General features: G+C 54.4%; 22 protein-coding genes. 13 read left to right on the forward strand and 9 right to left on the reverse strand.

Translation table 11 applies throughout. The annotated features are described in order from the left end of the window. Positions 1 to 184 precede the first annotated feature (184 nt). On the forward strand, positions 185 to 1,081 hold the full coding sequence (locus tag FIV00_RS18970) for an SIR2 family protein (protein ID WP_152502221.1): 897 nt from the start codon (positions 185 to 187) through the stop codon (positions 1,079 to 1,081). A 71-nt stretch (positions 1,082 to 1,152) separates the two neighbouring features. Here the strand turns inward: FIV00_RS18970 and FIV00_RS18975 are convergent, their stop codons facing one another. After that, a complete protein-coding gene (locus FIV00_RS18975; RefSeq protein WP_152502222.1) occupies positions 1,153 to 2,049 on the reverse strand; it encodes an amidohydrolase family protein in 897 nt (298 codons plus the stop codon). Between the two features lie 238 nt (positions 2,050 to 2,287). On the opposite strand from FIV00_RS18975, the gene FIV00_RS18980 reads away from it, so the two are divergent. Further along, a complete protein-coding gene (locus tag FIV00_RS18980) occupies positions 2,288 to 3,262 on the forward strand; it encodes a DUF808 domain-containing protein (RefSeq protein ID WP_152502223.1) in 975 nt (324 codons plus the stop codon). 92 nt (positions 3,263 to 3,354) lie between these two features. Here the strand turns inward: FIV00_RS18980 and FIV00_RS18985 are convergent, their stop codons facing one another. Beyond that, the gene (locus tag FIV00_RS18985; protein ID WP_152502224.1) at positions 3,355 to 4,080 is read right to left on the reverse strand and encodes a GntR family transcriptional regulator; all 726 of its coding nucleotides are present in this window, start codon (positions 4,078 to 4,080) and stop codon (positions 3,355 to 3,357) included. 267 nt (positions 4,081 to 4,347) lie between these two features. Between FIV00_RS18985 and FIV00_RS18990 the strand changes: the two genes are divergently transcribed. The 5 genes from FIV00_RS18990 to FIV00_RS19010 all read left to right on the forward strand — a co-directional run bounded on the left by FIV00_RS18990 (position 4,348) and on the right by FIV00_RS19010 (position 9,221). Beyond that, positions 4,348 to 5,340, forward strand: coding sequence for an ABC transporter ATP-binding protein (locus tag FIV00_RS18990; RefSeq protein ID WP_152502225.1), 993 nt, complete (start codon positions 4,348 to 4,350; stop codon positions 5,338 to 5,340). Between the two features lie 67 nt (positions 5,341 to 5,407). Beyond that, positions 5,408 to 6,700: a PotD/PotF family extracellular solute-binding protein gene (locus FIV00_RS18995; RefSeq protein ID WP_152502226.1), complete on the forward strand. Its 1,293-nt coding sequence runs from the start codon at positions 5,408 to 5,410 to the stop codon at positions 6,698 to 6,700. A gap of 68 nt (positions 6,701 to 6,768) precedes the next feature. Further along, the gene (locus FIV00_RS19000; RefSeq protein WP_209006616.1) at positions 6,769 to 7,698 is read left to right on the forward strand and encodes an ABC transporter permease; all 930 of its coding nucleotides are present in this window, start codon (positions 6,769 to 6,771) and stop codon (positions 7,696 to 7,698) included. Positions 7,699 to 7,702: 4 nt separating this feature from the next. Continuing rightward, entirely contained in the window at positions 7,703 to 8,542 is an 840-nt protein-coding gene (locus FIV00_RS19005) for an ABC transporter permease (RefSeq protein ID WP_152502227.1), read from the forward strand. Positions 8,543 to 8,549: 7 nt separating this feature from the next. Next, positions 8,550 to 9,221, forward strand: coding sequence for an aspartate/glutamate racemase family protein (locus tag FIV00_RS19010; RefSeq protein WP_152502228.1), 672 nt, complete (start codon positions 8,550 to 8,552; stop codon positions 9,219 to 9,221). Between the two features lie 19 nt (positions 9,222 to 9,240). Here the strand turns inward: FIV00_RS19010 and hdcA are convergent, their stop codons facing one another. Together hdcA and FIV00_RS19020 are read right to left on the reverse strand one after the other, a co-directional pair. Further along, positions 9,241 to 10,110, reverse strand: a complete 870-nt coding sequence (hdcA, locus tag FIV00_RS19015) for a histidine decarboxylase, pyruvoyl type (protein WP_152502229.1) — start codon at positions 10,108 to 10,110, stop codon at positions 9,241 to 9,243. Between the two features lie 340 nt (positions 10,111 to 10,450). Beyond that, positions 10,451 to 11,059 (reverse strand): nucleoside deaminase, encoded by a 609-nt coding sequence (locus FIV00_RS19020; RefSeq protein ID WP_152502230.1) that lies wholly within the window; start codon positions 11,057 to 11,059, stop codon positions 10,451 to 10,453. Between the two features lie 204 nt (positions 11,060 to 11,263). Between FIV00_RS19020 and FIV00_RS19025 the strand changes: the two genes are divergently transcribed. Further along, positions 11,264 to 12,658, forward strand: coding sequence for a PLP-dependent aminotransferase family protein (locus FIV00_RS19025; protein ID WP_152502231.1), 1,395 nt, complete (start codon positions 11,264 to 11,266; stop codon positions 12,656 to 12,658). Positions 12,659 to 12,815: 157 nt separating this feature from the next. Beyond that, a complete protein-coding gene (locus tag FIV00_RS19030; RefSeq protein WP_152502232.1) occupies positions 12,816 to 13,223 on the forward strand; it encodes a DUF983 domain-containing protein in 408 nt (135 codons plus the stop codon). Positions 13,224 to 13,307: 84 nt separating this feature from the next. Here FIV00_RS19030 and FIV00_RS19035 read toward each other — a convergent pair whose 3' ends face one another. From FIV00_RS19035 to ndk, 3 genes are all read right to left on the reverse strand, one after another. After that, the gene (locus FIV00_RS19035) at positions 13,308 to 15,407 is read right to left on the reverse strand and encodes a molybdopterin-dependent oxidoreductase (RefSeq protein WP_152502233.1); all 2,100 of its coding nucleotides are present in this window, start codon (positions 15,405 to 15,407) and stop codon (positions 13,308 to 13,310) included. A gap of 102 nt (positions 15,408 to 15,509) precedes the next feature. Further along, positions 15,510 to 16,634, reverse strand: coding sequence for a YHYH protein (locus FIV00_RS19040; RefSeq protein WP_152502234.1), 1,125 nt, complete (start codon positions 16,632 to 16,634; stop codon positions 15,510 to 15,512). A 174-nt stretch (positions 16,635 to 16,808) separates the two neighbouring features. Further along, the gene (ndk, locus tag FIV00_RS19045) at positions 16,809 to 17,231 is read right to left on the reverse strand and encodes a nucleoside-diphosphate kinase (RefSeq protein ID WP_152502235.1); all 423 of its coding nucleotides are present in this window, start codon (positions 17,229 to 17,231) and stop codon (positions 16,809 to 16,811) included. A 237-nt stretch (positions 17,232 to 17,468) separates the two neighbouring features. Between ndk and FIV00_RS19050 the strand changes: the two genes are divergently transcribed. Continuing rightward, positions 17,469 to 18,377: a DUF4344 domain-containing metallopeptidase gene (locus tag FIV00_RS19050; RefSeq protein ID WP_152502236.1), complete on the forward strand. Its 909-nt coding sequence runs from the start codon at positions 17,469 to 17,471 to the stop codon at positions 18,375 to 18,377. On the opposite strand, the gene FIV00_RS19055 is transcribed toward FIV00_RS19050, so the two are convergent. Beyond that, the gene (locus FIV00_RS19055) at positions 18,338 to 18,931 is read right to left on the reverse strand and encodes an AraC family transcriptional regulator (RefSeq protein WP_209006617.1); all 594 of its coding nucleotides are present in this window, start codon (positions 18,929 to 18,931) and stop codon (positions 18,338 to 18,340) included. The two genes, FIV00_RS19050 and FIV00_RS19055, sit on opposite strands and share 40 nt — an antisense overlap. Before the next feature lie 42 nt (positions 18,932 to 18,973). Next, positions 18,974 to 19,387: a hypothetical protein gene (locus FIV00_RS19060; protein ID WP_173006056.1), complete on the reverse strand. Its 414-nt coding sequence runs from the start codon at positions 19,385 to 19,387 to the stop codon at positions 18,974 to 18,976. 337 nt (positions 19,388 to 19,724) lie between these two features. On the opposite strand from FIV00_RS19060, the gene FIV00_RS19065 reads away from it, so the two are divergent. The 3 genes from FIV00_RS19065 (at position 19,725) to FIV00_RS19075 (ending at position 23,502) form a co-directional block, all read left to right on the forward strand. Next, positions 19,725 to 20,807: a prolyl oligopeptidase family serine peptidase gene (locus FIV00_RS19065; protein WP_152502239.1), complete on the forward strand. Its 1,083-nt coding sequence runs from the start codon at positions 19,725 to 19,727 to the stop codon at positions 20,805 to 20,807. Positions 20,808 to 20,917: 110 nt separating this feature from the next. Then, positions 20,918 to 22,804, forward strand: a complete 1,887-nt coding sequence (locus FIV00_RS19070) for an ABC-F family ATP-binding cassette domain-containing protein (RefSeq protein WP_152502240.1) — start codon at positions 20,918 to 20,920, stop codon at positions 22,802 to 22,804. Beyond that, the gene (locus FIV00_RS19075) at positions 22,804 to 23,502 is read left to right on the forward strand and encodes an HAD family hydrolase (RefSeq protein WP_152502241.1); all 699 of its coding nucleotides are present in this window, start codon (positions 22,804 to 22,806) and stop codon (positions 23,500 to 23,502) included. Before FIV00_RS19070 ends, FIV00_RS19075 begins: the two co-directional genes overlap by 1 nt. Positions 23,503 to 23,519 lie beyond the last annotated feature (17 nt).

Raw genomic sequence — 23,519 nt, forward strand, 5'->3', positions numbered from 1 at the left:
AGTTTTGTCTCCGGGACCGACGCACCTCGACGGCGGTCTAGAAAGGCTTTCCTGTCCGGTCCAAATGCAGGTTTGCCTTCTGCTCCTCACAACCCAAGGCTCCGTACCTCTTGTGATTCAAGGTAATGCTTGATCGAATTACCTTTGAAAAGAGCGTTTGGCTTTAATCCCAGGGAGACGGACATTGCCATTTCTTGAAGACGTGCTTCCGACGGATCTGAAACCGGCCTTATTGATCGGCAACGGCATAAATCGTTATGGCGGCTCGCAAAACGCAAGCTGGGAAGGCCTCTTGAAGAAGCTCTCCAATCAGCAGGGACTTTCCCTGTCCGATGACGAGATGAAGGAGATGTCCAACACCGAGTTCTTTGACATCCTGGACCTCGGCCGGCCGCTCGAAGAAAAGGTGTCTTTGCAAAAAGCGTTTTGTGACCTGATGACGGATTGGCGACACAGTTCACATCATTCAAAGATCGTGACCTGGGCGAAATCCAAGCGCACGCCTATTATCACGGTCAATTTCGATGAAAACCTTTCCAGATCAATCGACGCCAAGTTCATTCGGTCGAAAGAGGGTTTTACCGACTACTATCCCTGGAGTTCCTATTTTTCGGACCAGGCAATCGACACACCTCGGAACAGTTTTGCGATTTGGCATGCTCACGGGATGATGCGGTATCGCAGAAGCATTCGCCTCGGTCTTACGCATTACATGGGTGCTGTTCAGCGCGCGCGCCATTGGGTCTATGCAGGAAACGGACTTCGGCGCAGCGCCAAGGATCACACTTCGACATGGCGCGGTTCAGACACTTGGCTTGATATCCTTTTTCATTCACCGCTGCTCATTTTCGGTTTCGGTTTTGGCAAAGACGAAAATTTCTTCAGATGGCTGTTTCTGGAACGCGCCCGGCTACAGCGACTAGATGAGAGCTTCCGGCAACCCGCATGGTTCATTGATGTTGAAAATGCAAGCAGCAAGCACCGACGTCCATTCTTTGAGCGCCTCGGCATGCAGTTTGTAACGGTGCCGTCCTATTCTGATATTTATGAAGCGTCCTTCTGGAGCACTCCAACACCTTGAGGGCAACAAGATCGCTCAAGGTTGACCCGAGCCAAGAATACTTTTGAGAACCGGTTGAAACCGACCAAACGTCATCGTGTCCCGACGAGATCGGTCGTCACTTCCCGCCCGAATACGCGTTCAGCATTTTTATACGCAATCTTTTCGGCAACCGATTTCGGTAGCATCGCAAGCCATTGTCGGTTGGATGCCATGATGTCGGAATATTTGTCCCATTGCGCATTCACCCAGGTGTCGCTTCCGATCATCAAACGGTCTTGAAAATCAAAAACGATCTCTGCCCATTCCGGGTCAAGACTGCTCCCTGAGCCTGCAATTTCCCATTCACGCAAGGACGTGTCGGCGAGCAATGTCGGAAAGTCCGACATCAACTTGTGTACATCAGGTGCCGGCGTGCTCAGGCCTGCGTGTGCCCAAATTATTTTTACATCGGGATCAAGCGAAAACAGCCATCGAACCGGTTCAGCTCCCGAGTGAACATGCAGGTAAATGTCCCTCTCCCGCGCCATCCCGATAACCTTGCGAAAGAGCGCTTCATCGGACGTATCGAGCCGATGGATATGAAACTCGCCGATCCCTTCGTGCGGGTACTGTTCCAACCGGCGCTCGAGATAGGCATCCATACCCTTCATTTTGGTCCAGTTCCCGGACCCGGCGCTGCCGTGATAGGGCCTCAGCTCCGGCACAATGCGGTTAGGAGCATGTTCCCAGAGCATGATCGTGCCCTCGTCAGGCGTTGAAGAAACCAAGGCCATCGCGACACCGTTTTCGTCCATCAGTTCAATCACGCTTTCAACCGGATACCGCTCCCAGGCCGGTTCCTTGTAGTGCATATGCGCATCAAAAAGCGGAAGGTCGTTGACCCCATCCCCAATGGGTTCATCGGCGCGCGCGAGCAGGCCCGCGGCAATCAGAAAGGCAAGAAACGCGAAAACGGGAAAAACGCTGCGAACCAGTTTCAAACACATCAGCTCAACTCTCGTGCACCTATGCTCTAAGGGAACCAGCGTAAACACAAAGATCACCTAAGGTCACGTTACAGAAGCTTCTATCAAAGACCCAAGGCCAGAAGTTACGACCACTCTGCGTCATCTTTTTCAGGTTTGGAGCACAGGCGTTGTGGAAAAAATTCAAGCTGTCGGCTAAATGCTGCTAAACACGGTATCTAGTAAGAACACTTTTCAAAATTGCACATTTGGAGCTGACATGAGCGGATTGCTTGCCCTTCTGGATGATGTCGCCGGAATTGCCAAAGTTGCCGCAGCATCGGTTGATGACGTTGTCGGTCAGGCAGCCAAAGCCGGAGCAAAAGCGGCAGGTGCGGTCATCGACGACGCAGCGGTTACGCCGAAATATGTTGCCGGGTTTTCTCCGGCCCGCGAGCTCCCGATCGTCTGGCGTATTGCCAAAGGATCGATGAAGAACAAATTGATTTTTCTTCTGCCTGTCGGCCTTTTGCTCAACACCTTCCTGCCATGGATCATCACTCCCCTATTGATGATTGGTGGAGCGTATTTGTGTTTCGAAGGAGCAGAAAAAGTCTATCACCTGTTCCAGCCCAAGCATCACGACGCAGATGAGCCGGAAGGATATGTGCCTGATCCCGTCCACCTGGAAGAACAGAAAGTGTCGGGCGCAATCAAGACCGATTTCATCCTCTCTGCAGAGATCATGACGATTGCGCTTTCGGAAATCCCGGACAGCAATATCTGGATGGAAGCCGCAACACTCGCCGTCGTCGCCATTGGCATCACGGTGCTCGTCTATGGTTCCGTCGCGCTGATTGTCAAAGCTGATGATGTCGGCCTTCACATGTCCAAAGAAGGCAGCCTGGCACTCACCCGGGCTCTTGGTCTAGGTATTGTCAAAGCGATGCCGGGTTTCATGAAATTACTGATGATCGTCGGCACCGCGGCCATGTTGTGGGTTGGAGGCTCGATCGTGCTGCATGGAACCGAAGTCCTCGGGTTTGGAGGGCTCTATCATATCATCCACGATATCAGTCATGGTGCAGCCCATGCGGTTCAGGTTGCACAAGGTTTCGTAACCTGGGCAGTCACAGCCGCTCTCGACGGCGTTTTCGGACTTGCGCTAGGTCTGGCGCTAATCCCCGTAACAGACAAGATTATTCTGCCGCTTTTGAAGCTCTTCAAAAAACCGGCGAAAGTCGAAAATCATTGAAGGGTTTACAGCTTTAGCTAGCTTCCCGGTTGCTCAGATGACCGCTCTGGATGTCTATTGCTCAGTGGTGGAAATGCAACCGCAGTGAAAGACTATTCGCCTTGCAGCGCCTGGCTAAGCGACAGACCCTGATCTGATTTTGACCTGAGGTCCAGGCCTGAATGCAGGTCGATGATGTGGCTTTTCTGGATACTCTCAGCAGCTTCAGCATCGCGTTTTTCCAAAGCGTCCATCAGGGCATGGTGAGAGTGGCTTTCACATGCCGTGTCAGACCGTTTCCAATAGAGCGCAATCACCAGCGAGGAACGTGAGATCAGGGACCTGACCATTCCGGCAAAGACCCTGTGATCGGCGACATCCGCAATTTCTGTATGAAAATTGCCCGAGAGCAACAATGCCTTTCCCATATCTCCGTCATGAAGCGCTTTGTGTTCAGCTTCCAGATGAGCGTAAAGGCGTTTGATCTGCGCATCAGTGATCATGTCTGCGGCTAAGCGGGCAACCGCAGGTTCGATCAAAGCGCGGGCCTGAAAGACCTCGTGCGCCTCCTGGACGGAGGGTTTCGCGACAAAGGCGCCCCTGTTCTTTTCGATGCTGACCAAACCGGAATGGGCCAGCGCCTGCAATGCCGCCCTGACCACCGTACGACTGGCACCATAGATTTCTCCGACCTCGTCTTCAGACAACTTCAAACCCGGCACCAACTTGTGCTCCAGGATAGCCGAATGCAGGCTGCGACAGATCTCCAGCGCGCGTCCCGGAGGCAAGGCGATCACCTCGTGCAGATGGCTGCTATCGCTGAGAGCGGCGTTGGTCATGGTCTTCGTCGTTGTCTGATTGGCAAGAAGGATCAAGCAATGGCCTGATCCTACTCTTCATGCACATTCACCACAATGAAATATCGTATACAATTTTTGAGCAATGTGTATTCTATTTGCCAATTTATTGTGCACTTAAACTCGTGGCTTACGAAAGCACCTGTCACACACCCCGACTTTTCGGCTGAATTCCGCCACTCCTTGAGTTTGGCACGACGCTTGCTGACTTCCTGTCCGAACATGGCATTCACATGGAGAAGCCCGGACATGGCAACATCCCTTGATCTGGAACTTGTGGCGGCAACCAAACAGTATGGGGATACAGTTGCGGTCGACGCCCTCGATCACAAGTTCGAAGCGGGATCATATTCCTGTCTGCTTGGCCCTTCCGGCTGCGGTAAATCCTCCACACTGCGCATGATTGCCGGGCATGAAAGCGTCTCGTCAGGCGACATTCTTTTGGCCGGCACCAACATCACCGACTTGCCGCCGGCGCGTCGCGGCACAGCGATGATGTTCCAGAACTACGCGCTGTTTCCGCATCTCAGCGTCATCGACAACGTGGCCTTTTCCCAGAAGATGAAAGGTATCGACAAGCCGGTGCGGCTTAAAAAGGCACTTGAAATGCTCGAGCTGGTGGATATGGAAGCCTATGCGGAGCGCCTGCCCGCGCAACTTTCAGGCGGTCAGCAACAGCGTGTCGCACTTGCCCGAGCACTCATAACCGAGCCGACGGTTTTGCTGCTTGATGAACCGCTGTCCGCGCTCGATCCATTCTTGCGCATCAAGATGCGCCTCGAACTCAAACGGCTTCAACGCGAGCTGAATATCTCATTCATTCATGTGACACACAGCCAGGATGAAGCTCTGGCACTCGCCGACGACATCATCGTAATGAACGGCGGAAAGATTGAGCAAGCCGGACCGCCCCAAGTCGTTTTCAATACGCCGGCGACAGAGTTTGTCGCACGCTTTATTGGTGGTCACAACGTACTGAAACAGCAAGGCAAACCAATAGCCCTGCGCGCTGACAGGCTGCTGGTAAACAGGTCAGCCGAGAGCGAAAGCACGCTCCTCAGCGCATTTGTCAAGGATGTCGAATACTTGGGTTCAAGCGTGAACCTTGCTCTGGACGCAGGCGGTGCCGGTGAGCTGACGGCTGCGCTCACCGACGACACTTTTTTCAAAGATCCAATCGAAATCGGCACAACCGTCTTTCTGACCTGGAAGCCGGAAGATGCTCACGAGCTGGCGGCGTAAAGCCACCAATCACGGCTCTTTTCGACGGAGCCGAACAAAACTCCAGAGGGGAACAGGAGTAGGACAGATGACTAAGAAACTGACGGAAAAAGGCATTAGCCGGCGTAGCATATTGAAAGGTGGGGCGGCTGCGACCGGTGCAGCTCTTGGCTCCGGAGCCATCACAGGCTTTCCAACCATTTGGGCGCAGAACATCAAAGACGTGACGCTGCGCCAGTTTGGCACCGGGGTCTCCAACCTCAACGAGGTTGCCCAGAAAGTGAAAGAAGACCTCGGTTTCACGCTTGAAATGACGGCCCTCGATTCAGACGCGGTCACACAGCGCGCAGCCACCCAGCCGGACAGTTTCGATATTGCCGACATCGAATACTGGATCTGCAAAAAGGTTTGGCCGACAGGCAACCTCCAAGCCATGGATACCACCAAGATCAAGAACTACGACAAGATCGTCGGCATTTTCAAAAGCGGAAAGCTGACGCCGGAATCGACCATTGCACAAGGTACTGCCCCGCATACGGTCGGATTTGTCGATGGTCCCGACGGCAAGACCTTTGCCACTGAAGAAACGGGATGGATGACCCTCATCCCGACGATCTACAATGCTGACACGCTCGGCATTCGGCCCGATCTGATCGGACGCCCGATCGAAAGCTGGACTGAACTGCTCAACCCGGAATTCAAGGGCAAGGCGTCGATCCTGGACATCTCGTCCATCGGCATCATGGACGCTGCGATGGTTTGCGAAGCCATGGGTGAAATCCAGTACGGCGACAAGGGCAACATGACGCGTGAAGAGATCGACAAGACCATGGCGATCTTCACCGAAGCCAAGAAGAACGGCCAGTTCCGTGCGTTCTGGAAAACATTTGACGAAAGCGTCAACTTAATGGCGTCAGGCGAAGTGATCATTCAATCCATGTGGTCGCCTGCAATAACAGCCGTGAAATCACGCGGTATTCCATGTGTCTACCAACCGCTGAAGGAAGGCTATCGTTCCTGGGGTGGTGGCATCGGACTTTCGAAGAGCCTGTCCGGCCTCGAGCTGGAAGCTGCCTATGAATATATCAACTGGTACCTGGATGGCTGGGTCGGCGGCTTCCTCATGCGCCAAGGCTATTATTCCGCTGTTCCGGAAACCTCCAAGAACCACATGGACGAAAACGAGTGGGGCTACTGGTTCGAGGGCAAGGAAGCCACAGGCGACATTACCAATCCCTTCGGCGATGTTCTGGCAAAAGCCGGCGAAACCCGCGATGGCGGCTCCTTCCTTGAGCGTATGGGGGCTGTTGCCTGCTGGAACGCGGTCATGGACGAGAACCAGTACATGGTTCGCAAGTGGAACGAATTCATCGCTGCTTGACATCGAACCGGCAAATGCGCACGGGGCTACGGCCCCGGCGCAATCTCCCACAATCGGACCTGGGCTTAATGACAGACCAGACGCATCTCTTCATTCCCGCTGACAACACCGACAAGACGTTGCCCAAGAGCACCGGCCGGCTGAAAGGTCTGCCTGATGCGGTATCCGGCTGGCTATTGTCCTTGCCGCTTGCGCTGGTCCTTCTGTTTTTCCTTGTACTGCCTATCGCAATGATCGTGGTGGTCAGTTTCTGGGGTGCTACCGAGTTTTCAATCTACCCGGCATTCCAGTTTGACAATTACCAGTTTCTGCTGACCTCGCCCGTCACCTACCAGGTTTTCCTCAACACCGTGAAATACGCTCTGATCACCTGGGCCATAACACTGGTTTTGGGGTTCACGATTGCCTATTTCCTGGCCTTCCATGTCCGCTCACTGACATGGCAGATCGTGTTGTTTCTGCTCTGCACAATCCCGTTTTGGACCTCCAACATCATTCGCATGATCTCCTGGATCCCGTTTCTGGGCCGGAATGGCATTGCGAATTCCACACTGATTTCCATGGGGGTCATCGATGAGCCGCTTGAATGGCTTTTGTTCTCCGATTTTTCGGTAATCCTGGCCTTCGTGCATCTCTACACGCTTTTCATGGTGGTGCCGATTTTCAACACGATGATGCGCATCGACAAATCCCTGATCGAAGCTGCCTATGACAATGGCGCAAGCGGATTTCAAACACTCACCAATGTTATCATTCCTCTCACCAAACCAGGCATCATGATCGGGTCGATCTTCGTGGTCACCCTTGTCATGGGTGACTTCATAACCGTGCGCTTCATGTCTGGCAGCCAGAAGGCCAATGTCGGACGCTTGATTTCGAACGACATCGCGCTGCTTCAGTACCCTTCGGCGGCAGCTACCGCCGTGATCCTGCTGATCACGGTGATACTCGTGATCGCAATTCTCCTGAGGTTCGTCGACATCCGGAAGGAGCTTTAAAGAGATGGAAAAACGCTCCCGGACCTTCTATGTGCTTGCAACCGTCTTCGCAGTTTTTCTGGTGTTCCTTTATGGGCCAACCATCACGATTGCGATCCTCTCTTTCCAGGGACCACAGGGTGGACTGACATTTCCGATGCGCGGTGTCTCGTTTCACTGGTTTGAGGATCTCTTCCGGCAACAGGCTGTCGGCGACATCTGGGGAAGCTTTGCTCGCTCGCTCACGCTCGGTCTGATGGTAATGTTCACGACAGTCGTCGTGTCGGTAATGGGTGGTCTCGCCTTTCGCAAACGGTTTCCCGGCTCAAGTGTGATCTTTTACCTGATCATCACCTCACTCGTGATCCCATCGATCCTGATATCGCTTGGTGTCGGACTGATATTTTCGCAATCGGGCCTGTCGGTACATTGGTCGACATCCGGTTTTGGTGCGCAGCTGACCTGGACCCTTCCCTTTGGTCTGTTGATCATGTTTGCCGTCTTCAATCGCTTCGATAAATCCTATGAAGAAGCCGCGCGCGACCAAGGTGCGAGTGCATGGCAAACCATCCGATATGTTGTCTTGCCGATTATTGCGCCGATGCTGATCGGCGTCGCCCTATTCGGCTTCACCCTGTCTTATGACGAGTTCGCTCGCACACTTCTGACGTCCGGCAGCTACAACACCCTGCCCCTTGAAATTTACGGCATGACCACGAATGTCACGACGCCCGTCATCTTCGCCCTTGGAACACTGACAACCGCATTTTCCTTTCTGATCATCGGTCTGTTTCTGGCAATCGTCATCACACTGAACCGGCGACGCTCCAAACATGGATCGGATGCCGGACAGGGTCTCGTTTGAGGCGGATATGACAGACACGCATATTCTCGTCATCAATCCGAATTCGACCGCATCCATGACGGAGAAAATCGCGATAGCAGCAAAAAAGGCTGCAGGTTCCACCAGTCGGATAACAGCTGTAAATCCAACCGGCGGCCCTGCCGCCATCCAGGGTCCTGAGGATGGCGCAGCCGCACTTCCTGGTCTTTTTGATGTGTTTGACCAACACTTGAACAACGACGCGAGCATCGACGCAGTCATCATCGCCTGCTTCGACGATACGGGCCTGTTTGAGCTGAAGGAAAGATCGACGATCCCGGTGATCGGCATCGGCGAAGCGGCGTATCACATCGCATCGGTCGCAGCGCCCAAATTTTCGGTGGTGACGACATTGTCCGTTTCAGTGCCTGTGCTGGAGCACAATCTGGTCCTGAACGGTCTGGCGCCGCGCTGTGCCAGGGTTCGTGCATCTGACGTACCTGTGTTGGAGCTTGAAGATCCCAAAAGCAACGCGCGTCACAAAATAGAAAAAGAGATTGAAGCAGCCCTGGCGGAAGACGGCATCGGCGCTGTCGCTCTGGGATGCGCTGGCATGGCGGATCTGGCGGATGACCTCTCCAGAAAGTTTCAGATACCGGTCGTAGACGGTGTCGCATCGGCCGTGCGCCTTGCGCACGCACTGCCTTTGAGAAACCACTGACGCCAAATCTGCGTCAGTTTCAGCTGACGGATTGCTCCCACTCTGAAAGCGTCACGTCGTAGAGGGCGTTAAAGCCAGCTTGGGGAACGGCTCTTTGGGCAAGCGTCACATAAGGAGCCACTGTTAGAGCTGTTCCGACAAAACCTGGCTCCATGATTGTGTAGGCATAGGCCATGAAAGTCCGGTCGTAGAGCACTGACTGGTCCTTGCCGCAGGCAACGATGCTCCAGGCAACCGATCTCTGGTGCTGATCAAGAAATGCCTGAAGATCCTTCGGATTGTCATTTTCAGTCCAGGTTCCGGCATCTTCGATGAAAAGGTCAGCTGAGTTCTCTCTGTCCCGCGTGATCGACAACGCGATGTAACACCAGACGCCGTAGGCTTCGCCTTTGGCTAGGTCCGGCACACCGGCCCTGGGGCGAAGGTTTGTTGTGCTCTTGTTGGCACAGATCACATGTGCACCTGGCGCTGGTGGAAAGCGCCTTGATTGCTCGGTACCGAAGAGTGCAATGCCAGCATCAATCAAGGGGCCGGCATCGTAGACCGGCAGGTCAGATCCGTCATATTGCTGCGCATTGAACATCGGCTGAAGCGTGTCGATGGCTGAATTGTATGCAAGATCATATCCCCAGACATTGCCGGCAATGCCGCAAAACGAGGATGCCGTTTCCATGTTGATCTGGCCGATATAGGCATCATTGGCCTCAGCACGGTCATATGCGACGATCCCGTCCAGAAGAAAATCGTCTGTTTTTTCAACGACACCCGTTGCAACCTTCACAACCGAGACATACCCATTGCCGTTGTTCCCGGGGCGGGCATATCCGTCGCAATAGGTCGGGTAGCCGCTGATAGCGGTCCGGTCTATCATGGAAACTGTCTTGCGCATTTGCCCCTCCAAAAAAGCCACCGATACACCCTTGAGGTGACATCAACTCAGTCTCGACATTTAACACCCGCAGCCCCTCACCTGCAATTTATTGTTTATTTTTTTCGTGTTGCCACTTTTGAGTTAGCCGACATTTCAGCCGCACACACACTTCACGCCCTTTGCATGATCGAATTACCAGTAAGCCAGGGAGGTCGGGGATGACGACGAACGAATTGACTGTTCTGGTTGGGACAACAAAGGGAGCGTTTCTATACATTTGCCAACGGTCTTATCCGTCGAAGTGATGGACCGGACCTGATTGTTTCACTAAGGATTAAAACTGTCAGGCCTGGCTTCTTCAATTGGCCGTATTCTGCTCGCTTTGGAAACGTGCCTGCCTTGCAACCCACCACTTTTCGAACATTGCGTTGGTGCGATCTTCTAGAACACCGCTGATGATCTCTCCGCTGTAAAACGGCGCGGCACCAGCCACCGTCGGGGATTCAAGACCGATCTGGTTAAGGCCAATGTTTTTCAATTTCCTGATCGAAGTCGCATAGACGACTTTGGGAATACGGTTCCAAACGATTGCGCTCATGCACATTGGGCAAGGTTCACCGGTCGTATAAAGCGCCATCTTGGACCAATCTATATCCGGATGCAGGTTGGTGCAGTTGATCATGGCGTCCATTTCGCCGTGATAAATTCGGTTGACGCTGCCCCGATTCACGCCGTGGCACATCACCTCACCGCTTTCCTGATCGACAATGACGGCACCAAATGGCGCGCCCCCACCAAGGGCGTCTATGGCCATTTGCATGTAACGCTCGTGACTCGCTCTCGCTTCAGTAGTCAGGTCGTCTGCCGAAATCACCTTTATCTCTCGACTTGAGGCTGACACGTGTTTTGGCCTGAAAAACAGGGCGGCCAGCGATGCGGTCAATACATGCCTACGTCCACAGATCATGGTCAGCTCCTCACCTGTCGATACCTCATGACGTAAGCCTAGGCGCACCGATTGAGGTGATCAAGCTGAGCAAGCGCGAAAGGCATCCATGATTCCCGACCAAATCCCGGGCCTAAAACATCAAGGGGACTCCATTTACTGAATGACTACATTTTTTAAATCGTATATACAGTCATTATGCAGTCATTTTAGAAGTGCACGATCGTGACAAACTGGATCCCAGACCTTTCGACCACAAATACACCACGCTACATGGCCATTGCTGACGCAATTGCAGCTGATCTTGCTGCAGGAAGGCTGACACCGGGGGACCGGTTGCCTGCGCAGCGCAGGCTTGCAGGTGAACTTGGGCTCGATTTCACCACCGTTGCCAGGGGATATGCGGAAGCGCAACGTCGTGGTCTTTTGGCTTCACAAGTCGGAAGCGGCACCTACGTCACGGACCCAGGAAACGCCGAACGTACCAGGCCTGTAAAGTCGGACACACGCCGCAACGGCCCCGCTGACTTTTCAATGAACCTGCCCCCGGAGCCCGATGATGAAACTTTGCTGGCCCGACTGCGCGCCGGTACTGATGCCTTGTCTCAAGATCTTTTGTCCTTGTTGCGCTACCAAACATTTCCCCCTGACGGCCCTGATCGGGAAACGGCTTTGCTTTGGCTCAAAGGTGTCGGACTTACGCCTGCCGCGGACCGGATTCAGTTTGCATCAGGTGCACAAGCTGCGCTCGCAGGCATCTTGTCGACACTCTCAACACCTGACGACACGATTGCGTGCGAAGCCCTGACCTACCCTGGCATCCGCTCGCTTTGCAGCCAGCTCAATCTCGGGCTCATAGGGCTTGAAGAAGATGAACACGGGCTCGACCCAGCAGCCTTTGAAGCTGCCTGCAAAGACAGCAAGATCAAGGCGCTATATCTCAACCCGACACTTCACAATCCGACAACACGCACCCTTTCGCTGCAACGGCGGAAGGAACTTGCTGCGATCTCAACCCGGCACGGTGTTCCCATTCTGGAAGACGATGCCTACGGCCAGCTTTGCCAATCGAAACCGCAGGCCTTTGCAACGCTTGCGCCCGAGACGACTTGGTATGTCGGGTCTCTTTCCAAATGCGTTGGGGCCGGTCTTCGCCTTGCCCATGTTGTTGCACCGGAGCGAAACGCATCCATGCGATTGTCCCGCGTCCTGCGCTCGCAAAGCATAATGGTCTCCCCGCTCATGATGGCGCTCGCGAGCCGTTGGATCGAAGACGGCACTGCAAATGAAATGCTTTGGCATATTCGAAACGAGAGCGCCGCACGCCAGAGACTTGCTGCACAGCATCTGAAAGATCTGTCCTTCCAAGCCGATCCGGACGGGTTTCACCTATGGCTGCAACTCGGCAATGGCTGGACCTCAGCTGCATTTGTCAGCCAGGTTCGAAACCAGGCGATCGGTTTGGCAGAGAGCGATGCCTTTGTTGTATCGGGTCAATCACCCGAAGCCGTGCGGCTTTGTCTGGGTGGCCCTCACACGCGCTCACAAATTGATACGGCGCTCAGCGTCATTGCCGAAACGCTGTCCAATGAACCCAAAGACGTCACCACCTATTTCTAACCTGCGCCCCATGGCAATCCGTCGCAGGCAAACATCTTGCAATCGTGAGAAATTGGCATATCTTTGACTGCATTCACTTGCAGTCAAATTTGCAAAGTGACTGGTTTTAGTGGCAGGGCAGATACGCACAAGGATGCGCCTGCAGAAAGAGCACCCGATGAGCACGTCAGAGAGTTGGCCGAAACTTCCTCCGATCCAGACCGGCATCAAGGGCAGATGTCCACGATGTGGTGAAGGCAGCATTTTCGACGGTTTCTTGAAGCTGAAAAGCGGCTGTACCCATTGTGGCCTTGACTACAGCTTTGCCGACCCGGCCGACGGCCCGGCATTCTTTGTCATCTGCTTTGGCTGCGTTCCGGCTGTTGCCTTTGCCATCTGGCTGGAAATCGCCTTTACCGCCCCCTATTGGGTCCATCTTGTGACAACTCTGCCTCTAATCCTTCTAACCTGCATTCCCATATTGCGGCCACTTAAGGGATGGCTGGTTGCCAGTCAGTATTTTTACAAGGCCGAAGAAGGCAAGCTCGTCACGCCGGAAACCACAAGTTCAGAAAGTCAGACCTGATTACCGGGAGCCCCAAACCTGACTTGGGTTTGGCTTTTTGCAAGAGGGCGGCGCCATCGTAAGACCGATGCGCCGCTTTTCTCTTTAAACTCTTTTCACCCAGACCGCTGTGTCGTGAAAGGCTGCGCCGCCATAGGGGGCGACCGGGTCTGCACTGGTCAGTGTGTTAATGCCTCTACCGTCTTCAAAGGCATCGTTGGGCCAAAGCCCCTCCGAGACAACCGTGCCGGGTGCAATGCTGTCCTTCAGGCGAACGTGAAGCATGACAGCACCTCTGCCATTGCCCATCTTCACCTTGGCACCATCCTCGATCCCAAACCTTGCTGCGTCGTCCGGTCTTAGCCAGACTTCGGGCCGCCCTTCTTTTTTGCGTGAACTGTCGGTTTCGTTGAATGTCGAGTTCAGGAAGGACCTCGCCGGAGCGGTCACAAGCCGTAATGGATGTTCCTCATCAGCTCGCTCGATGATGTCCCATTGATCCGGCAGTCCAGGCATCTCCGCCACCGGTCCGAAAACCGTGTTCCCGTCCGGTTTGTTCGGTGCTGCAAACCGGCCCCAATCGGGTTTGAACCGGAACTTACCGTCTGCATATGCGAACCCGTTCAAATAGTGCGCGGTTTCAAAATCCGGCTGCAGGTCCCGCCACTTTCCAGCTTCCAGTTCATCCAGGGTGCCATAGCCTGAATGCTGCAACATCCAGTCAATATGATCGCGCGCGCTCATATCGAATCCGGCGTGAGGTTTTGAGTCAACGCGCTTTGCGATCTCACTGATAACAAAGAGGTTTTCTTTTGGCCCCAAGGGCGGATCGACCGCCTTTGGACCAAACATGAGATACTGATGACCACCACCTTTATAGATGTCGTCATGTTCCAGGAACTGGGTGGCCGGCAGGACGATATCCGCCATCTGCGCCGTCTCGGTCAAAAACTGCTCGTGCACGACGGTAAACAGATCTTCGCGTGCGAAGCCTTGTTTCACCAGTTCCTGTTCAGGTGCAACCGACACCGGGTTGGTGTTTTGAACAAGCAATGCCTTGACGGGCGGCCCACCTTGCAGCGCTTCTTTTTCACCCGTCAGGATGCGACCGATCAGGCTTTGGTCGAGCACGCGAACCGAAGGGTCCTTTAATGATCCGGCTTCGATCATTTCCTTGTTGAGTTGATAAATCGCGCCGTTGTTGTGAAAGGCGCCGCCACCTTCCAGCTGCCAGGCCCCTGTAACCGATGCAATCGAGCAAGCCGCATGCATTCCGACAACACCGTTCCGTGAGCGGGTAAAGCCGTAACCAAGGCGAAAATAGGTTCTTTTCACCTGTCCGATCAGCCGGGCAACTTCTTCGATCTGCGCTGTTTTGAGACCTGTGACGCCCGAAGCCCATTCCGGAGATCTGTCTTTCAGATGTGTTTCCAGCTCGTCCGGACAGTCGGTGTATTTTTCCAGATATGCCCGATCTGCCAGGCCATCGCGAAAGAGCACATGCATGATAGCGCAAGCCAATGCTGCGTCTGTTCCAGGTTTCAAGATCAAACCCAGGTCTGCCTGCTTCATCGTTTCCGTCTCATAGACATCCACAACAATGATGCGCGCACCGCGTTTCTTTCGGGCAGCTACGGCATGGGTCATCACGTTGACCTGTGTTGCGACCGGGTTCGTTCCCCAGATGACAACCTGGTCTGACAATGCCATTTCGCGTGGATCCGGTCCGGCGAGACGCCCGGTTCCGGCAATATATCCTGTCCAGGCCATATTGGTGCAGAACGTGTCGAACTGGCGCGAATACCCTTTTGCGTGCCGAAGACGATGTATGCTGTCTCGCTGAACCAGGCCCATGGTGCCCGCATAATGATACGGCCAGACGCTTTGCGCTCCGAACTCAGCTTCCGCCTTTAGAAACCTTTCGGCAGTGAGATCAAGGGCTTCCTCCCAGGACACTTCCCTGAAACGGCCTTCCCCTTTTTTGCCGTCGCGCAGCAAGGGTTTGGTCAGGCGGTCGGGATGATAAAGGCGTTCCGCATATCGGGCGACCTTAGCGCAGATAACACCCGCAGTATAAGCGTTGTCCCTGGCTCCGTTCAGCCGCCGAACATCCCCATGCGGATCAAAATGAACGTCCAGCGCACATGTCGACGGACAATCATGCGGACAGACAGAGAAGGTGCTTTTGGGTGGTTGCTGGTTCATATGGACCTATTTGGCGCGCAGGTTTCGCAAAGGCGAACTAGCCTTATGAAAAACAAAAAGAGGCGCCGTCAAGCGCCTCTTCCGGGAATTGAACCTGTCTGATCAGCTGCCGCTGCAGGGCCCTCTGCCACCTGGCCGTCCACCGGGTGGTGGCATTCCGCCCTGTCGCGGTCCCCGGCCCTCCCGCGGACCCAGCCCGGGAGGCGGCGTTCGTCCGCCACGGCGCAATCGGGGTGGATGTCCCCCCTGAGCCTGGATGAGCGTCAGAGCCGTGTCAAAGTTGTCACTCATCGCTGCAAAATCGACCGTCGGCTCCACCCCTTGCGTCTCAAGGTCACTGCGCCGTCCCTTCAGGCGCAAGAAACTGCCATCCGGTGTTCCCATCCAGCAGCGCGGAATGAATGGAAACGCGTCCGTGAGAACATAATGGTAGATGCCTTGCGGGTATTCCGGCGTTATCGCAAATCTTCCGTTGCACTGATCCAGATCGCCTGAACCTGATACAAATGCCCAGTCCTGCGTGAATTTTCCATTGTAACGTCCGCCCGGGCCGTCTGGTCTCGTCCCGTTTTTGATACGATAACTGGACTTCAATCTACGGACGGCAGTCTCCTCCCCGGGATCGGAATATCCGAATGGCCCATAGATCGGAAAACCATCGGCAGCGTAGCCGATCATTGCCGGAACAGCATCACCGCCATTGGCGGCCAGAACACCAGTCGGTATGCCGTGGTAGTGGTAGGTGCCGTTGGGTTGAACATGCGCGTTGTAACGATCCAGGCCAAGCTTGCACGCGCCGCCCAGCGCTTCATAGTTCCATCCTGAACTCCGATCGTTTTGCCAAAATTCTGCTGTGCCCGGATCCATCACGACACCGTTGATAGCAATGCCGAAAACTGCTCCCTGAGAAGATGTTGCCTTTCCGGTCCGATGCGGTTTGACAGGAATTTTCAGATTGTAATTCTTTTTTGAAATCGAATGCGGGTTGTTGCGATTGGGAAACTGGCCAGGAGCCTTGTCGGGGTAACCGTTTGCGCGAATGCGCCGATAGGCACCGTCGATAGTGATATCCGCGTGCGCTTCGGCTTCAGGTAACAGCAGGTCCCAGATCTCATCGCCAATGTGGGTGTGTTCAACTGCTTCTTCACCGTGAAGTGGCGTGGTGCTGTCATGGGCGGTTGCCGGCACGGCTATCAGCACACCGGCCAACGCAAGACATAGTCGCATGTTTGTCTCCAAGTTGTCGCCCAGACAGGACAACTATGAGTCATTCGTGCTTTGAACGCTGTCTTCACTTCGTATGAATGTGTAACGGGATGTATCAAATACACCTAACAGACGTAAAAAGGGCCGGCGCAATGAGCCGACCCTTTCAGATTTCAACGAGAATTATTGCTCTTTTCAGCCAACAATTTCAGTGCCGGAGAACCAGTAGGCAATTTCCTCAGCAGCTGTTTCAGGTGCGTCAGAACCGTGTACGGAGTTTTCGCCGATGGAAAGCGCAAATTCCTTGCGGATGGTGCCTTCGGCTGCTTCAGCTGGGTTGGTTGCGCCCATGACTTCACGGTTCTTCGCAATCGCGCCTTCACCTTCAAGAACCTGAACAACGGTCGGGCCGGACGACATGAATTCGGTGAGTTCGCCAAAGAAGGGACGCTCTTTGTGAACGGCGTAGAAGGCTTCAGCTTCGCGCAAGGACATCCATACGCGACGGGAAGCAACCACGCGCAGGCCGGCTTCTTCCAGCTTGGCGGTGATGGCACCGGTCAGGTTGCGCTTGGTGGCGTCCGGTTTGATCATGGAAAACGTGCGTTCAATCGCCATTGTGTCGTCTTTCTTGTTCAATTGCAGACCGGCAAAATGCCAGGTCCCGAATATCTGAATTTCGCGGCCTTAATAACGGGGCGCTGCCTCGCCCGCAAGGGGGCGGGTGTATGACATTTCCAAGTCAAACACTTGCCGCAGCGCGAAAGACGCTGGAAAAGGACTTTGTTCAAGCTTACTCTGCCCAGTTCAAAGAACTCAACGGCTGTCCAGGGACCCGGCAAAGGCTATTCTCCAATGTCATTCATCGCATCAGCGGCCGCTGCACTACCGTCCCTTTTGAGCACTGCCATTGCTGCCTTCGGTTTCAGCACGTTCCTGGGAGACGCGCCGACACTCCGGAACGTCAGCGATGTGGCCGCCAGCTCCCTTGAACAGGAAATTGCCGCCCTTTCCCCCGAGGATCGGGAAGAACTGTTCGTCTTCGTAGCGGGCAATGTCCTTCATACGCTGTATCACGAGGGCGGACACATGCTCGTTTCCGAACTCGAGCTGCCCGTTCTTGCACAGGAAGAAAACGCGGTCGACAATCTGGCCACGGTCTCCATGCTGGCGGACGATACCGAAGACACCGACATTCTGCTGATCAGTGCGATGGTTGGGTGGTTCATGATCGCCGAGCAAGATGTTGAGAGCATGGTTTTCTACGATGAACATGATCTCAATGTTCAGCGCGGCTACCAGATGCTTTGCCTCATGGTTGGGGCGGATGAAGAAACGTTCCTGGAACTCGCCAACGATCTTGGTATGCCCGAAGACCGCATTGAAACCTGCGTCGACGAATACGAGCAGGTTGCCGATTCCTGGGAATACTCTACAGAACCGTTTTGGCGTGATGAAAATGTTGGGCCCGGTGGCAAAATCTCGGTCGTTCATGAAAAGGCTCCTGATGAGTTAAAGCCTTTTGCGCTTTTTCTGAAGGAAACCGAGTTGATGGAAAGGGTCGCCAAGGAACTCGACAGTCTTTATGAACTCCCGGAAAACGTAACGTTTCGAGCTGCCGTCTGTGAAGAGGAAAACGCCTTCTGGGATCCTGGGAGCCGGGAAGTCATTCTTTGTCATGAGTTGGTCGCGGGATTTGCGGCCGTATATCTCGCCGATCTTGCCTATGAAGAAGATCGGGCTGACCTCGAAAGCTCGGACTGAGCCTTTTTTCGAAATGTTCCTGGTGCTTCACCGAATTTGTTTTGAAATTCGCGATAGAAATTGGAGCGTGTCAGAAAACCGACCTCTTCCAGTATGGAAGACACAGGCTCATCTGATACCTTCAGCCGGTCGGCAGCTTCCTCCAGCCTGATACTGTTGACGAACTGACTTACATTCATGCCAAGCGTGCGATTGACTGCTTGGGAGAGATCCCGTTCAGGAACTCCCAATCGCCTGGCGAGGCGTGTCAGAGACAACTGTGGATCCTTTGCAAATCCGCGGCCCTTGAGCAGGCCGCGAGCTTCGTCAACGAGCGCACGGCTTTTTGCCTCATCTGCAACATAAGGGTCGTCTGACCTTGATCGTCCAGGTTTCCACTTTGCGCCAACTGCAATCAGTGCGACCGACGCAATCAGGAAGAAAAGACTGGCGACCGAAATCGCAATGGCTGCTGCATCCGGTCTGTTTTGGGCAAAAAGGATCGCGACCAGACCATCTATGATCAACGTTGCGATCATCACTGCGATTGCGGCCAAGAGGAGTTTTGACAGCAACGCGCCAAGTTCTATCGGAGATTGGGTAAAGACATCCCTTCCCTAGCTCCACAAACGTATTAAAGCCACCGCATAGACAGTAAAGCTCAGCGCGATCACCGCGTCGATATAGCCAACAAAGGGAACCGGCAAAAACAAGGCAACGGACAAGCCAGCCGAAATCACGCCATTGACCAGTAGCCATTTACCAAGTGTTGCTTGGGAGACTGCCAGCGAGGCAAACGACAAGAATACGAGTGGCGCAATCCAAACCGGGAGAACACGCTGTAGCGGCAGGAAAGTGTAGTTTGCAAACGCAAACCGCAAGCCGACCAGCACCGCCTCCAGGGACATCACGCAAAAAAGCGCAAGGAAAAGGCACCTGGTGAGCGTTGGAAGAACCCTCCAGGAAAAAGCCAGGACACCCAGGCCGAGAAAGACACTGGCGAGTAAAAACGAGATGGGAATGCTGATCATAGGCACCCAGGAGCGGTTCCAATAAACGTTGGGTGTTTGATGCCGGAAAGCAGTTCATTCGGCAAGTCGTGTCGCGCAAGGCCGAACTTGTCCTTCCACTGACTGCGTTTTTGCACGCTTGTCGCTGGCTATCGGTGAAGCTCAGACTGCCTGACCACCAAAAGATGCGCACCTGACAAACAGCCCATCATTCAATGCATGTGCTCTAGACAGCAGTTCACGGCGCCAGTCCTGTCCTTTATCGCGATCAAGGACAGGACATGTACCCCTGACCGATTGTCAACACGTAGGGAGCAGCGCCAACTGACTGCTATTGCAATCAACCAGCGGACCCCAAATGTTCCAGAATAGACCCACCCCACGGAAGACAGTCACGAGCCTTCTTTCGGCATTCTTTGCAGCGGCCGCACTCTTGGCGGTGACCACCACCCTAACGCGATCCGAAACGGCATCCCAACTGCCATTTGGACCCGGCGTCACCAAATTGGAGGTTCAGGACAATCGAGATGATCGACAGCTCGGGGGAGATCTATGGTATCCGACACGAACCCCCAACATCTTTCAGCGGTCTGACAAGAGCAAAGTCTGGAAAATGGCGAATGCCGATCCGGAAGGTGCGCCTGCGGAAGGTCCCTTCCCTCTCCTCGTCATTTCTCATGGAATGTACGGCAACACATTCAATCAAGCCTGGCTGGCGTCGGATATGGCGCGGCGAGGTTACATCGTCGCCATGGTCAATCATCCTGGAACCAGTACATTCAAACGTGACGCTGATCAGGCCAGAGAGCTCTGGGAGCGTCCCGTCGACCTGAGCCGCCTGATCAGCTATCTGATTGGAACCAGCCCTTTCAAGTCACGCATCGACGCCGATCGCATCTATGCGGCTGGCCACTCGCTCGGTGGTTTCACGACAATGCTACTCGCCGGCGCCCAGTTCGATACCGCCCAATACCGTTCGGTCTGTGCGGATGACGCCACACCCGTTGCCTGCAGCGTCCTCAAGGGTTGGTCCATTGCAGAGACACAAAGAGATCAGCAGGAAATGGAAACGCGGCGCAAGGACGAACGTGTTGCCAAGTTCATCAGCCTGGACCTTGGAGGAACACCTGTCCTTTCTCGCGACAGCCTCGCGGCCATCGATAAGCCGGTTCTTGTCCTTGGTTCCGGAAGAGCGGACATGCTCGATCAAACCATCGAGTCGCGCGCCCTTTCGTCGGCACTACCGAAGAACCTCCATCGTCATGTCGAATTGAAGGATGCCGGTCACTTCGACTTCATGGGCGTCTGTAAACCGTCGGGGTTTGACATATTGAAAGAACATGAGCCCGGCGATGAAATGGTATGTATCAAAGGCGGTGCCGAGCGGGAAAAGCAGCATCGACGCATTGTCCGGGAAATTGTCAATTTCCTGGAACAATGATCGACTGACCTGCCTTGTCATGTGCATCACGGCCACAGGCGGATATTCGTTGAAAAAAAGGCTCGCTTTCTCCTTGCATCCGGGACACAGGTTCGCCAAACATCCGGCCCATGTTGCAAATTTCTGATCTTACTTACCGGATCGGGGACCGTCTCCTGATCGACAAGGCCAGCGTAACCCTGCCCGGCAAGGCCAAGACCGGCCTCGTCGGGCGCAATGGTGCGGGCAAGTCAACGCTCTTCAAGATCATTACCGGAGACCTTTCCACCGAGACAGGCCATGTGCAGGTTCCCAAGAGGGCCCGGATCGGCCAGGTGGCACAGGAAGCGCCCGGAACCGAAGATACTCTGATGGAAGTCGTGCTCGCGGCCGACACAGAACGCACAAAATTGCTTGAAGATGCCGAGAGCGAAACGTCACCTGACAAGATCGCGGAAATTCACACCAGGCTCGCTGATATTGGTGCACACACCGCGGAAGCGCGCGCTGGCGCTATCCTGTCCGGTCTTGGCTTCAATGCGGAAGCGCAGCTGAGGCCGTGTTCATCCTTTTCCGGCGGTTGGCGCATGCGCGTTGCCCTTGCTGCCGTTCTATTTTCTGAACCGGATTTGTTGCTGCTCGATGAACCGACCAACTACCTGGATCTGGAAGGCACCTTGTGGCTCGAAAACTATGTCTCCAGGTATCCGCATCAGGTTCTCCTGATCTCCCATGACCGGGACCTTCTCAACAATTCAGTCGACAGTATCGTGCATTTGGACCGCGGTAAGCTGACCTTTTATTCAGGTGGCTACGACAGTTTTGACCGCCAGCGACGCGAAGCCATGATCCTTGCCGAAAAGGCAAAGGAAAAACAGGATGCGCAACGAAAGCACATGCAGGCGTTTGTGGATCGGTTCCGCTACAAGGCAAGCAAGGCACGGCAGGCTCAATCGCGGCTGAAAATGCTTGAAAAAATGCAACCGATCGCCGCCCTGACGGAAGAAAGCAGCAGACCGATCCAATTTCCTGACCCGGAAAACCAATTGGCCCCTCCAATCCTTAAACTTGAGGATGTTGCGACGGGCTATGGTGAAACCAAAATCCTCCGGCAACTGACGTTGAATATCGACACGGACGACAGGATTGCGCTTCTTGGAGCCAACGGCAACGGCAAGTCTACTTTTGCGAAACTGATTTCAGGACGCTTGGCTGCGATGGCCGGTGACGTGACCAAGGCTTCAAAACTGAAGATTGCCTTTTTTGCTCAGCACCAGCTGGATGAATTGAAACCAGCGGAGAACGCCGTCGCACACGTGCGCACGCTCATGCCGGACGCTCCTGAAGCTAAAGTACGGGCACGAGTGGCCAGGTTCGGGTTGCCGACCGATCGAATGGACACGCCTGCAAAAGATCTTTCAGGCGGTGAAAAGGCTCGCCTGCTGCTCGGGTTGGCAACGTTCGACGGTCCTCACCTGCTTATCCTCGACGAACCCACCAACCACCTGGACATCGACAGCCGTGAAGCCCTGGTGATGGCATTGAATGACTTCGAGGGTGCGGTGGTGCTGATCAGTCACGACCGGCACCTGATAGAAGCTTGCGCCGACCGGCTTTGGCTTGTCGCAGGTGGCAAGGTCGAACCCTATGACGGCGATATGGATGATTACCGCCGCCTCATTCTACAGGGCCCGGAAGCAGCGCAAAAAGCCAGGGACAGGGCAATTGCCTCTGAAGCCGAAAAAGCGTCCGCACAGGACAAACGCCGAGAGGCTGCTCAAAAACGCAGCCAGCTGAAACCCCTGAAGCAGAAAATCGATGCTGCTGAAAAGGAGATGGCACGGCTGCAGGACAAGATTGGCAAGCTGGACGAGGCCCTTGCCGATCCCGCATTTTTTACCAAAGAGCCTGAGCGTGCTGCCAAATTCGCCAAGGAGCGAGCCTACTGCGAAAAGAAGCTGGTCAAGACCGAAGAAGACTGGTTGGAACTTTCCGCAGAATACGAGGAAGCAAGCTGATGGCCGGCATCACCACGCTCGGCTTTGATGCCGACGACACGCTTTGGCACAACGAACGTGTGTTTCGTTTGACGCAAGACCGTTTCGCTGCGCTGCTTGCCGAGTTCACGGAAAAGACCCACCTCTCCGACCGATTGCTGGCTGCCGAACGACGCAATGTGTTGCATTACGGCTACGGCGTGAAAGGCTTCACGTTGTCCATGATTGAAACAGCGATCGAAGTCACCGACGGACGGGTCCATGCCGACGTGATTTCTGAAATCCTTGAAGCCGGCAGGGATATGTTGAAACACCCTGTGGATCCCTTGCCTCATGTCGAAGAAACTTTGAAGACTCTGAAAGGTCAATATCGGCTGGTGCTGATCACCAAGGGCGACCTGTTCGATCAGGAGCGCAAAGTCACAGCGTCGGGCCTGGATGTCTTTTTCGATGCCGTCGAAATTGTATCGGAGAAGTCGGCGTCGACCTACCGAACGCTCTTTGCCCGACACGGGTCTGGTTCTGAAAATGCCATGATGATCGGCAACTCTTTAAAGTCGGACGTTGTGCCTGCATTGGAAGCAGGCTCCTACGGGGTCCATGTGCCTTACCAGATCACCTGGGCTCTGGAGGAAGCGGAAGCACCTCTTGGAAACGATCGCTACCATCGGCTCGATCACATCGGGAAGGTACCTTTGCTCCTGGCCAGAATTGCATAAACTGCAAGTTACCGCAC

Source organism: Labrenzia sp. THAF82, assembly GCF_009363435.1.
GTDB lineage: Bacteria > Pseudomonadota > Alphaproteobacteria > Rhizobiales > Stappiaceae > Roseibium > Roseibium porphyridii.